The sequence below is a fragment of the Nonlabens sp. MB-3u-79 genome (assembly GCF_002831625.1).
In the GTDB taxonomy this organism is placed as follows: Bacteria; Bacteroidota; Bacteroidia; order Flavobacteriales; family Flavobacteriaceae; genus Nonlabens.
Genome location: NZ_CP025116.1, coordinates 810,145 through 822,672, shown reverse-complemented (window position 1 = coordinate 822,672; position 12,528 = coordinate 810,145). Strand labels below are relative to the sequence as shown.

The 12,528-nt window shown below is 38.2% G+C and carries 9 protein-coding genes; 2 read left to right on the top strand and 7 right to left on the bottom strand.

The genetic code is table 11. The features are described from left to right. Window positions 1-19 precede the first annotated feature (19 nt). The 5 genes from CW736_RS03655 to CW736_RS03635 all read right to left on the bottom strand — a co-directional run bounded on the left by CW736_RS03655 (window position 20) and on the right by CW736_RS03635 (window position 6,601). Entirely contained in the window at window positions 20-1,798 is a 1,779-nt protein-coding gene (locus tag CW736_RS03655; protein ID WP_198519337.1) for a MutS-related protein, read from the bottom strand. Window positions 1,799-1,933: 135 nt separating this feature from the next. Continuing rightward, complete coding sequence (locus CW736_RS03650) at window positions 1,934-2,302, bottom strand: MmcQ/YjbR family DNA-binding protein (RefSeq protein WP_101012618.1); 369 nt, start codon at window positions 2,300-2,302, stop codon at window positions 1,934-1,936. Further along, on the bottom strand, window positions 2,302-2,922 hold the full coding sequence (locus CW736_RS03645; protein WP_101012617.1) for a DUF4230 domain-containing protein: 621 nt from the start codon (window positions 2,920-2,922) through the stop codon (window positions 2,302-2,304). Before CW736_RS03645 ends, CW736_RS03650 begins: the two co-directional genes overlap by 1 nt. 9 nt (window positions 2,923-2,931) lie before the next feature. Then, window positions 2,932-3,756: a cyclase family protein gene (locus CW736_RS03640; RefSeq protein ID WP_101012616.1), complete on the bottom strand. Its 825-nt coding sequence runs from the start codon at window positions 3,754-3,756 to the stop codon at window positions 2,932-2,934. Between the two features lie 4 nt (window positions 3,757-3,760). Next, on the bottom strand, window positions 3,761-6,601 hold the full coding sequence (locus CW736_RS03635; protein ID WP_101012615.1) for a WD40/YVTN/BNR-like repeat-containing protein: 2,841 nt from the start codon (window positions 6,599-6,601) through the stop codon (window positions 3,761-3,763). A gap of 551 nt (window positions 6,602-7,152) precedes the next feature. On the opposite strand from CW736_RS03635, the gene CW736_RS03630 reads away from it, so the two are divergent. Together CW736_RS03630 and CW736_RS03625 are read left to right on the top strand one after the other, a co-directional pair. After that, complete coding sequence (locus CW736_RS03630; protein WP_101012614.1) at window positions 7,153-8,445, top strand: aminopeptidase P family protein; 1,293 nt, start codon at window positions 7,153-7,155, stop codon at window positions 8,443-8,445. Between the two features lie 211 nt (window positions 8,446-8,656). Continuing rightward, window positions 8,657-9,433, top strand: a complete 777-nt coding sequence (locus CW736_RS03625; protein ID WP_101012613.1) for a nitrilase family protein — start codon at window positions 8,657-8,659, stop codon at window positions 9,431-9,433. On the opposite strand, the gene CW736_RS03620 is transcribed toward CW736_RS03625, so the two are convergent. After that, window positions 9,420-11,021: an Ig-like domain-containing protein gene (locus tag CW736_RS03620; protein WP_101015017.1), complete on the bottom strand. Its 1,602-nt coding sequence runs from the start codon at window positions 11,019-11,021 to the stop codon at window positions 9,420-9,422. The genes CW736_RS03625 and CW736_RS03620 overlap by 14 nt on opposite strands. 103 nt (window positions 11,022-11,124) lie before the next feature. After that, window positions 11,125-12,360: an ATP-dependent Clp protease ATP-binding subunit ClpX gene (clpX, locus tag CW736_RS03615; protein ID WP_101012612.1), complete on the bottom strand. Its 1,236-nt coding sequence runs from the start codon at window positions 12,358-12,360 to the stop codon at window positions 11,125-11,127. Window positions 12,361-12,528 lie beyond the last annotated feature (168 nt).

Below are 12,528 nucleotides of genomic sequence, written 5' to 3'. Positions count from 1 at the left end.
ATTGCCTATTGCCTATTGCCTACTCATCTACGATCCCCATTTTCCTCAATAAGAAACTCGCGTTCATATTAGTGGCGACTCCATTTTTGAATTTGTAATCAAAAGTGAGTTCGTCATTAGTAATGTCGGCATCAAAGAAGTAGTTAGAAATGCTGTCGTATTCGTCAGCCACTTCAGTAAGACTCAGATCGTGTGTAGCGATGATTCCCGTCGCATGTTTTCTGGAGAGCTTCTCAATCAACTTACGAGAACCGTTAGCTTTATCCTGACTGTTGGTTCCCTTAAGAATTTCATCGAGAACTATAAAATACCGATCGGTTTCTATTTTATCCACCATGTATTTGAGACGCTTTAACTCGCTAAAAAAGTAGGATTCATCATCAGTTAACGAGTCGCTAGTTCTCATGCTTGTAATGAGTTTTATAGGACTGTAAGTGACTTCTTGTGCGCAAACCGGCAAACCTGCGTTAGACAGCACTATCTTCATGGAGACGGTTCTTAAGAACGTACTTTTCCCAGCCATGTTAGCCCCAGTAATGATAAAGAACTCGCCAGAAGAAATGTCGATGTCATTTCCTATAGACTTTTTAGGGTCCAATAATGGATGATGTGCTTGGGAAGCTTTTAACTGAAAACTTCCTTCTACAATAGTAGGATAGGTGTAATGAGGATGGTTGTAGGCAAAATTACCTAGCGAACTCATTGCATCAACTTCTGCTGCAGCTTGTAACCAGTGCTCCATATGCAAGGCGTTTTCTTGCAACCACTGTTCAATCGTATAGACTTGCTTTAAATCCCAAAGGCCTAAACCGTTTGCAACTACACCAAAAAGCATGTTGTTTCTTTGATCCAGCCTTCCTATCGCTCGGGCGAGTTGGTGAAAACGTTCTGAAGCTGGTGAACCATCCGTAGTGATTTGGGATTTTAAACCAACGAGCAACTCGCTTTCAAAACTCTCTTGTTCAATAGCTAAAATCAACTGACTGTACTGACTGAAAAACAATTCGAGACTGCTGATGTTGGCAGAAAAAGCAGAGATCCTTTTTATATATTTTCCAGTAATTCCTATGCCTACAAAAAAGACAGCAGATGGAATATAACCAGAAACCAAATCGTAGAAATACAAAGTAAAGGTGAGGATACTAAGAGCCAGCCATAACCAGCATAACCAGGAGAATACTTTGGGAACAAAAGCTTGGTAGTTTTTAACCCATCCCAGCATGGATTTAGGATCGCGATCTCGGTCCAGTAAAGCGGCTGTTGCCCAAAACTCTTGTCGGAAGTCAACTTTACCCGACAGCTCTTTTACTGCTTCTTGTTTTTTTTCAATGTCCTTGATGTCATTGCTGTTGAGTTTTTGCGCAAGTGAGATCACACCATCTTTAGTCACACTTCTATTTAAGTACTGGAATATAGAACCCGTACCAAAAAGATCAATATCACGATTGTACTCATGATCATCTGCCAAGAATTCTTTACCCGCTGGGAAACCTTGATAATCGCGATCTAGAATTTGTAATTCTTTACCGTTAATATCCCTTAAGCCGATTTGAAAATCACGTTTGCGCTTGAGGTTTTCATGTCTAGAAACTAGAAACAGAAAGGCTCCAAAAAACACAAAACCACTTAGAATGGCGTATTGCCAAAAATCAGAAAGGAAGTATATAGTAATAGCGCCAGCAATAAATACCAGAAACCTAATCGTACTAGAAAGCCGCAATTGATTTTGTAATCGATTGCTGGAAGCTGTAAATTGAGCAATACGCTCTTTATAAAAGGAGTGGAGTTTTGATTCCAAGGGTGTTATTTTATTTGTTATTGGATATAGCATTCTAAAAATGCCTGTGGAGCGAGTTGTATACAGATCACTCTATAATTAAATGTATGCAGGTTTATAAAATGTCATATTATGTATGTTGGGGTTATCTTTCTTTTAGAAGGTTTTTAAAATTTCTTTATCCTTACGGGTGAGCTTGGAGACTACAAGATCATAACTGTGATCGATCCAGTGTTGCAATTTTTCTCGGGGCATATCGCGATTGGTATAAATAGTATTCCAATGTTTTTTATTAGAATGAAAACCGCCGATTACGGTTCCATCGTATCGCTCTCGTAGTTCTATTGCTTTTTCTGGGTCGCATTTTAAATTAATTGTTTTTTCTCCACGCTCCCATTTTTCCAGCCCTGCAAGACAAAACATTTTATTCATTACCTTAAAAACTAGGGTCACCTCATCAAAAGGGAATTCTTCTGTCACTCCTTTTTTTGAAAGGCAATAATCCCTTAGCTCGTCTATTTCCATTAAGAATCTAGTTTTTTTGTTTGCAGCGCCTCCTCAAGAACTAACTCGTTGTATGCTGGGGTCCATTCTATAGCAGCCGCAAGTCCTTCCATCATTTTAATAGCGAGTACAGCTTCTTTTTTTGCCTGATCCATAAGACTGCTTTCAGTAACCTTATCAATAATGTGTTGCTTGGCATTACGTGTTACTTCGGCAAGGCCTTCACTGGTAAATTTGTTGGCCCATCCTTCCAGCTTATCGTAATAACTAAAGTCTGTGTCTATGCTTAGAATGAGTGGCCTCGAGAAATTTTTAAGACGTATGGTTTTTTTTTCTGGAGTGCTTTCCATCTCGATTTTAGTCAGGTCCAAACCTATACGAGCCTGTGCTTTGATCAAAATAACGGCCTTCTTTATACCTAAGAGAAAGTTAGCTATTTTGTCTTTTACATTTTGGTAATGGGAGACTTCAGAAAAATCTCTTTCCATTGTTATGAATTTGCATACCCGGCGTATTTTTTCCATAAGAACCACACTTTGTTCCCGAGTTTTCTCTTTTTTACCGCCTTTAAAAAGCAGCTTGAATATTAAAAATGATGCGATCGCTCCTAATACTTGTTTCAGAAAAAATAATACATCCATAAAACAAATTTACAATATCTCGTACAGAATAGGACGTGAAGGGGCAGCATCATTTTCTATAGGAGCTACTTGAAGGTCCATCATATAGACGCCGTCTTTTATGTGATCAGGAACATAAATCAATTCTGTAATGGTGGCGTTAAGTCGTTGCTCACCATTATAATTCCAAAACTCTTTATGAGCCAGTAGCGCACCATTGTCTTTCTCTTTATCCACACTAGGAAGATCGATTAGAATGTGTTGAATACCGCTTTCGCGAAAGCGTAACATCAATCCAGCATTTACATACGGGTGATTGCTGTTAGAATAGTTTTTACTTTTCTTACTTTCTGGATTGGGTAAAGTTCTTAGAACGACAGCTTTTATTCCAGACTTTAAAACTGTTGTCACTGATTCATTGATCACTAGATCGCCATCTAATTCTTGTGGTGTCACACTTATCAATTGAGCTTTAAAAAAAGTATTGTCGAGCGCATCATTTACACTGTGGAATTCCTCTGTAATATGACCTATGCACTCGGTATGTGTCCCATGACTATGCGGATTAAAATGAACATTGTTAAAATTAGTTGAACCGCCCAATTTTACATTGCCCACATAACCATCTACTTCTACATATTTAATTTGCGGCTGGTCAATATACCAGGCGCCTACGCCCGCATTATTTTGTATTGCAAGACTGATGTCTAGCGGTTTTGAAAGGTCAATATAGATCTGTTCGTCTTCTAGCTGTATGGTCGTTTTCATAAGAAAGGTATTGGTTTGAGGTCTGTTTTCCTCAACACAACTGATCATGAAGGTAACAGCAGCTATAAGGATAAGGCAGTTCTTCATAGGTTTATTCTACGATTAATTCTTGACTAGCACTTCCAGAATTGCCAGTTAATTTGATAGCATAAATTCCTTTAGGCAGGTAATAATTTCCGTTTTCTGCTTTTTCAGGTCTGTTTTCTTTGTCAAATCTCTTTAAAGCATAGGCGCCAACTGTACCATTATACGTGTAAAAATTAATACCATTACTGCTCAGAGTTGCATCTTCATATATGGTTTTCCCTTTCTCATTAAGGACTTCTATTTTTACTTTTCCTGCCATTTTTGTGTAAAAAGTGAGCTCTATTTTAGGCTCTGGCCCTTCACTCCACATAAAGCCTTGAGATCCATATCTGGAAGAAGCTCTTATTTTATTCACTTTCGCGAAAGCGAAACCACTCTTACCCATCAATTCAAGAGCATCTAAGTTGGCTGTGTAAATAGATCTACCATGCGTACCTACCAATAAATCATTACTTACAGGTTGTATTTTTATATCATGAACAGCAACAGGTGGCATGCCGTTGTTTAATAAGTTCCAGGAAGCGCCTGTATCAGTGCTGATGTAACTGGCATTATCAGTTCCTAAGAATAGGGTGTTTTCTTTTTTAGGATGCTCGATAATCACATTCACTGGAGAAGTAGGAAGTGTTTTCCCTAAGGAGCGCCAGGTTTTTCCGTAATCGTCACTCGCATAAACATAAGTGCTAAAGTCATCAAACCTGTAACCGTTAAGGGTCACATAAACACGGTCCTTTTTATGTAGAGAAGCTACCACACGGCTTACCCATAAGTTTGCCGGCCAGTCTCCTTTGATCGCGTTCCAGCTCGCGCCGCTATCTTTTGTAATTTGAACCAATCCATCATCAGAGCCGGTATATATCAAACCAAATTGAAATGGAGATTCACTGATGGAACTCAGTGTTCCATAGGCTACATTACCTTCTTTCCCACCTTGAGTAAGGTCTGGGGATATTGCTGTCCAGTCGTCACCTTGATTCATGGAACGGTGTAATTTATTACTACCTAGATAAAGAATATCTTGGTTATGGGAGCTTAATAGAATAGGAGTTTGCCAATTGAAGCGATAAGGAGATTCCCCTAGTTCATGTCGAGGCTGTATGTAAGTCTGTTTCTCTTTTTCACGATCAATTCTGTAATAATTACCAAATTGGTAGCCCGTATAAACGATATCACTATTTCTAGAATCAATTTGAATTTGCATTCCGTCGCCACCCATTATAGTTTCCCAAGGATACTGTCCTTGTTGATGCCAAGCTCTATTTTCTCTTGCATCGTGGGGACCTACCCAAACACCATTGTCTTGTAAGCCACCATAAACATTATATGGTTGTTCCATATCATAATTGATCGCATAAAACTGTCCTACACTAGGAGAGTTGTTTTTGATCCAGGTCTCACCATCATCGTAAGAAATGTTGAGTCCGCCATCATTACCGTTGATAATATGACCGCGTTTGTTTGGGTTGATCCATAAGGCATGATGGTCTGCATGTACATTTTCTTTAGAAATGCTTTTCCATGTTTTTCCAGCATCATCTGATCTAATGATAGGAACTCCCATAGCGTAAACATGACTGACATCGCTAGGATCCACTCTTACTTGAGCAAAGTAGTAGCCGTAGCTGTAGAATACGCCATCTATTTGTCCTTCGTGAGTTTTATTCCAGGTTTTCCCACCATCGTTAGAACGGTAGAGTTCAGCCCCTTTTACAGGTGTGTCAAAAAGTTGTGTATTAGCATTTTCCAGGTACTTTGCTACATCTAGAGGGGTGGCATCTCCTACGCGCACCATATTTTTTACGTTTTGTGCACGGTATTTTTCTTGAAAGCCGTTTTGTTTTAAGAAGGTGTTGAGTTTTTTATCGTCAAGCTTAAGGAAACTTTCTTTGGACATGGATTTAAAATCATCTTTAGAAAGGTCTTGATGGCCTTCTGTTTTAACATCAGTATCTTCTTTAGGTCTTCTAAATTGAGAATCGTGAATGGCATAAACCGTGTTAGCATCATATACTGCAAGACCTATACGCCCCACACCCGTTCCAACAGGAAAGCCACTTGCTTCTGTGGTTATTTTAGTCCAGGATTGCCCTGCATCAGTGCTTTTATAAATTGCACTGGCAGTCCCATCTCCATCAAAATTCCATGCTTTACGGTCTTTTTCCCAACTCGCAGTATACATAATATCAAAATTCTCTGGTGCAGCAGCAAGGTCAATAAAACCTGCCATATCAGTAGCAAAAAGAGTTTTTTCCCAGTTGGATCCACCATCTTTTGTAGTATAAATTCCGCGATTTTCACTGGTAGAATATAAAGGTCCAGTAACAGCAACCACTACATGATCAGTATTTTTAGGGTCGATTAAAATGCGGCCTATATGATGAGAATCGGTTAACATAGGTTGGCTCCAGGTTTCACCCCAGTCTGTCGACTTTAACAAACCTATTCCAGCATAACTACTGCGACTAGAATTATTCTCTCCAGTTCCTGCCCAGATCGTTTTGGAATTCCAGTCTACTGCAATATCACCAAGATTAATCGTGCCAGCGTTATCCATTATAGGAGTAAAGCTGGTTCCATTATTATTAGAATGCCACAATCCGCCGCTGGCATAGGCAACGAGCATTTCGGTAGGGTCTGTTGGGTTTACATCTACGTCTACGACACGGCCAGACATTACTGTAGGTCCTATGTTTTTGAATTCCAAGTTTTTGAATGGAGAAGAGGAGGCCATTTGCTCCATTTTTTCCAAACTATTTTGAATTTCACTGGCAGCTGTTGCCGCAGGGTTTTGAGCAAAGGATATAATAAAGGAACTGATAAACAGAAAAGAAAGAATTTTCTTCATGATGCGTTTTTTTATTTTCGACTTTAAAGATAAGGACTTTGAGGCTGAACTTGAACCAGTAAATTGAATTTGAAATGACTTTTCACTTTTTCAAGGGGTAGAATAGTTGATTGATAGTTGATTATATAGATTTCAATTAATAATGTCAATACACAAACTTTGTGGGGAGGTCTCTTAAATATTTTGAAGAGTGACTTTTATTGCCAACTTTTATTTAAATTTATAGAACCAACCAACCTTAAATACATATGGAAACTGCAAGATATTTTATCATCGGTATTACCGTTTTGATCGTGCTATTATTAGTTATTACGTTTATCAAGAATCGCAAGAAAAAAAAGCGCTCTTAACAGAGTGTCATTCGCTAGGACTGTCTACTTTTACGTTAATGAGTTCTAGTTTCCTTTGCTATCTACTGGTCTATTCTTACCTTGCTGCTTGTGGTAATTCTGCTTTCTGTTTTCTTTAAAAAATAGAAGCTTATACTGAACTTGATTCAGTGCGAAAGCGGTCTCCTTCCATCTTTTTTAAACCTATTTACAGACCTTACAATGAAATACCATCCTATAAATCCGAATCTTTTTATCAAAAACAGAAAGAATTTCATGGCCAAAATGAAGCCATCTAGTCTTGCTGTTTTTAATTCCAATGATGTTTTTACAACAGGAGCAGACAGTACTTTGCCTTTTTCTCAAAACAGAGATATATTTTATCTAAGTGGTGCAGATCAAGAGAATACCATCCTATTGTTGTTTCCAGAATGTCCAGATCCAGCGCATAGAGAAGTGCTTTTTGTTACAGAGACAAATGCACATATTGCGGTTTGGGAAGGAGAGAAGCTCACTAAAGAAAAAGCGAGAGAAGTTACAGGTATCAAAACCGTTTACTGGCTGAGTGATTTTGACAAGAAGTTTTTTGAAATGATGACGCAATGCGACAGCATTTACTTCAATACTAATGAGCATTACCGCCAGGCGGTGGAGTTAGAAACTCGTGAAGATCGATTCATCAAAAAAACTAAAGCTCAATTCCCAGCACATAATTATGTAAAGGCTGCTCCAATTCTTCAACGATTACGTGCGGTAAAAGACCAAATTGAGGTTGATGTGATGCAAAAGGCTTGTGATATTACCAACGCAGCATTTCGCCGTGTTTTGAATTTTGTAGAGCCTGGTGTTATGGAATATGAGGTTGAAGCTGAGTTTTTACATGAGTTTATAAGAAGACGTAGTGACGGGTTTGCTTACACACCTATAATTGCTAGTGGTAATAATGCAAATGTGTTGCATTATATAGAAAACAACCAAGAATGTAAGAGTGGTGACTTGATGTTGATTGACGCTGGTGCACAGTATGCCAACTATTCCAGCGACATGACCCGAACAATTCCTGTTAATGGTCGTTTTACAGAAAGACAAAAACAGGTGTACAACGCTGTGCTAAAAGTAAAAAATGAAGCAACCAAAATGCTGGTGCCTGGAACCTTATGGAAAGAGTACCATGGACAAGTGGGTAAAATTATGACAGGAGAGTTGCTAGAATTAGGCCTTTTAGATAAAGCTGACGTTCAAAATGAAGATCCCAACTGGCCAGCTTATAAAAAATATTTCATGCACGGTACCTCACACCATATAGGTCTGGATACTCATGATTCTGGGATTCTATGGGAACCTATGCAAGCAGGAAATGTATTTACTGTAGAACCGGGGATTTATATACCCGAAGAAGGTTTTGGTATCCGACTAGAAGATGACTTAGTGATCAATAATAGTGGTGCTCCATTTAATTTGATGAGAGACATACCTATTGAAGCTGATGAGATTGAGGAAATTATGAACTCTTAGTTGAGTTGGTAGTAGGCAGGGTCATTTTATGTTTCACTTCGTAAAAATAAAATGTAAGTATTTAGTATGCAGGCCAATGAAAATTTTGTTATCACTATTTGAAATTCTTTCAATACAGGTGCAAAGGATTGTGTTGAATCCTGCCTACTTACATTTTAAGTTGCGCAGCAACCTTAAAATGACCCTGCCTACTGCCTACTAATTTTTAATTATGGAAAAAAGCACTTTAAAAGTATCCTTAATACAAACCTCTCTAGTCTGGGAAGACCCTAAAGTAAACTTAGATCGTTTCTCAGAAAAACTGGAAACTCTCTACGGCAAAACTGATTTGGTCGTACTTCCAGAAATGTTTACTACTGGTTTTTCTATGAAACCAGAAGGTCTTGCTAGCGATTCAGGTATTTTGGATTATTTAAAAGATCATGCTATTGAAGGCGGCTTTGCTCTTTATGGAAGTGTGATGTTTCAGGAGGCAGATCATTTTGTAAACCGAGGTATTTTTATGCGGCCTGATGGCTCTTCTACTATTTATGACAAGAGACATACGTTTACTCTTGCTGGAGAACACAAGGTGTATGATCGGGGAGAAAAACCTGTGATAGCGACCTATCTAGGTTGGAAATTTAACTTGCAGATATGTTATGATTTACGCTTCCCTGTTTTTGCTAGAAATACGCAAGACTATGATGTGGTTATTTATGTAGCTAACTGGCCTGTTCCTAGAGTCAGTGCTTGGGATGCGCTTTTAAAGGCAAGAGCGATTGAAAACATGAGTTATTCTATAGGAGTTAACCGAGTAGGGACTGATGGAACTGGAATGGATTATAACGGTCATTCACAAGTTTATAATGTGCTAGGTCATGAATTACTAAATCATCCATGGGAAACAGAAGGGATTCAAACCATAGAAGTCCACAAATCTGAAATAGAGAACAACCGATCTAAATTGCGTTTTCTAGAAGATCGCGATGGGTTTACTTTAAATTAAGTGTGTATTTTCTATCCCAGTTGGCTTGCAATTTGATCAATTCAGGATTGTAAACTACCTCTTCAGGTTGTATGCCTTTTAAAAAATTACCTGGGTCGTATTTTCCGTTAGCGTTGGTATCGTAAATGACTCTTATATAATATTCTCCTGGGGTGAGATAAAAGATATCATAAGTTCCATTTTCATTTGCCACCACCTCGGCTTCTACACTGAGGTCTTTTTTAGTGACTTGAATGATAACAGGAAAAGAACTGCCGCCTTTAAGAGTGATGCTAAAGTTTCCTAATTGTGTGGATTTTAATGTACTGAAGGTGTAACTCAAGGTGTCCGAGTTTTTCTCTCCATAGAAATCAGTTACGGCACCTGGAAAAAGGCGAAGGTTGTATTTCTGTTCTTCCTGTCTCTCAAAATCTATGAAACCTCTGTTTTTAAGGCGGTCCAGTCTGGCAGTAAAGGATAGTTGTAAGCTGTCTTTATCTATAAGCTTCATAAAGCTGGTATCCATTTTTTCAATAGGAGTAGAAGCGGTAAAACTAGCTGGATTTCTTAAAGAGAAATCGTTTTCCTTTCTCAGTGTTAAACTGTCTTTTTTAAGCTCCTTTAAACGAACATTGAATTCCTGCACCTCTTCGTTTAAAACGGTAGAAAGCATCAAGGAATCTTGTTTTAATGCAGGTCGATACCAATATTGCAAGCTGTCTGTTTTATCTAGTTGGGTGAGTCGGCTTTGTGCAATAAGACTCTTGTCTACTGAGTTGATTTTCAGATAATCCACATTACCTGTATAACCTACATAGAGTCTAGACTGCGCTTCTTGAGTGATTTTCTTAATACTAGGATCAAGTTCTTGTTGGTACATTTTAAGTTCATAAACCTCATCACTAGGAACCTTAATTGTTTCAGATACAAAACCCATTTTATCTCTTAAAGGGTCAAAACGTAAATCGCTATTTTCTTCCTTTAATGCGACCATTTTATAAGTCCCTTCTTTAAGGTTTTCCATCGTGAACGTCGTCAGACTATCTAAAGTGTTGAGCACATATCGAGGCGATTCTTTATAAATAATGCTGTCGGTATATGCTTCATTGATTTCGTAAAGTAGCACGTTGACAAATTCTTCTGCTTCAAATTGTAGTGCGTCGGTTATCTCACCTTTTAAGGTTAAGGAATCAATCACTTTACCAGTACTGAAGACGTATTTATAAAATGGATAAGGGTTCTCTTCGTTATGATCTACAATACTTTGTCCAAAATTAAGCACATAGGTCGTGTTATCTTTTAGGGTATCGGTTATTTGAATCGTTATTTTCTTGGCAGGACTTCCTTGAGGCGTAATGATAGGTCGTGTCTTCAAAGGTGGTGAGATCACCAGTTGTTTTTGTAAATCTTTGAGTTTTACAAATTCGTCAAACTGAATCTCAATAATCTGATTCTTAAAATTTCTGGTATAGTTATCAGGATAAGCCCGTAAAATTACAGGCGGCGTTTCATCTACAGGGCCTCCTGTAGGTTGACCTCGTTTAGCACATTGCACTAAAGTGATGGCTATAACAAGTACGATTAGAATATGTAAGAGATGCTTTTTCACTAGTTTATTTAACGTGTGCAATTTAAGATGATTGCACACAAAAAAGAAATATCCTTTACATTATAAAACGCAAAGGATATTTGTTTTTCTATTATGATACTACTTAACTCACCGCTTTCAATTTCTGTATTGCTTTTTTGTTGAGTTTTGATTCTGCATAGTCTTTACTGACCTCTAATTTATTCTCATTGCTTCCAGGCATATCAAACATAGCATCTGTTAAAATGGCTTCACAGAGAGATCTCAATCCACGTGCACCAAGTTTGTATTCAACAGCTCTTTCTACTATAAAGGAAAGTGCATCGTCAGTTATGGTAAACTCAATATCGTCCATTTCAAAAAGCTTTTTGTATTGCTTGATGATGGCGTTTTTAGGCTCTGTAAGAATAGCTCTTAAAGTCCTGGCATCCAATGGGTCCATATGGGTCAATACAGGAAGACGACCTATGATTTCTGGAATCATACCAAAATCTTTGATGTCTTTAGGGATGATGTATTGTAATAAATTATCTTTTTCTGCCACACCATCATTAGACATACTCGCGCTAAAACCTACGGCCTGCATGTTCATACGTTTTTGTATGACCTTCTCGATACCGTCGAAAGCTCCACCGGCAATAAACAAGATGTTTTCTGTGTTGACCTCAATAAACTTCTGATCCGGATGTTTTCGTCCACCTTTAGGCGGTACGTTGACAACCGTTCCTTCTAGTAATTTTAATAAACCTTGTTGCACTCCTTCACCAGAAACATCTCTGGTAATAGATGGATTATCGCTTTTACGGGCAATTTTATCAATTTCATCTATAAAGACAATCCCAGTTTGTGCTTTTTCTAGGTTGTAATCGGCAGCTTGTAACAATCTAGTTAAGATACTCTCTACATCTTCTCCTACATAACCCGCCTCCGTCAACACGGTTGCGTCTACTATAGCGAGGGGTACATTAAGCATTCTGGCAATGGTTTTTGCGATAAGCGTTTTACCAGTTCCCGTTTGCCCGACCATCATGATATTGGACTTCTGTATCTCTACATCGTCATCAGTATTTTTTTGTAACAGCCTTTTATAGTGGTTATAAACGGCTACAGACATCACCTTTTTAGTAAAATCCTGACCTATAATGTACTCATCAAGAAAAGTTTTTATGGCCTTAGGTTTTTTAAGTTCCAACTCTGCATCAGAAACACCTGGTTGTTCTACCGAAGTATCTTCTAAAACTATTCCATGAGCCTGCTCGATACAGCGGTCGCAAATATGCGCGTCCAGTCCTGCAATAAGCAGATTGGTGTCTGCTTTATTACGTCCACAAAAGCTACATTCTAGTTGTTCTTTACTCATATTTTTGTTTTTGACACGGTGACCAGTGTCTTTTAAATAGGGACCGTTTTTTAACTATTAAAACGGTTCTCACTGTCTGTAATAAGGTTATTGAGATCTTGCTTTTATCGCTTTCGCGAAAGCGGAATTACTACAATAATCCTATCTTAACTTATCTTATCAGTGATA

What these genes read in the sequence shown, in the direction of transcription:
- CW736_RS03650 (WP_101012618.1), bottom strand. Translation starts at nt 2,302, where the DNA reads ATGGAAATAGACGAGCTAAGGGATTATTGCCTTTCAAAAAAAGGAGTG.
- CW736_RS03645 (WP_101012617.1), bottom strand. Translation starts at nt 2,922, where the DNA reads ATGGATGTATTATTTTTTCTGAAACAAGTATTAGGAGCGATCGCATCA.
- CW736_RS03640 (WP_101012616.1), bottom strand. Translation starts at nt 3,756, where the DNA reads ATGAAGAACTGCCTTATCCTTATAGCTGCTGTTACCTTCATGATCAGT.
- CW736_RS03635 (WP_101012615.1), bottom strand. Translation starts at nt 6,601, where the DNA reads ATGAAGAAAATTCTTTCTTTTCTGTTTATCAGTTCCTTTATTATATCC.
- CW736_RS03630 (WP_101012614.1), top strand. Translation starts at nt 7,153, where the DNA reads ATGAAATACCATCCTATAAATCCGAATCTTTTTATCAAAAACAGAAAG.
- CW736_RS03625 (WP_101012613.1), top strand. Translation starts at nt 8,657, where the DNA reads ATGGAAAAAAGCACTTTAAAAGTATCCTTAATACAAACCTCTCTAGTC.
- clpX (WP_101012612.1), bottom strand. Translation starts at nt 12,360, where the DNA reads ATGAGTAAAGAACAACTAGAATGTAGCTTTTGTGGACGTAATAAAGCA.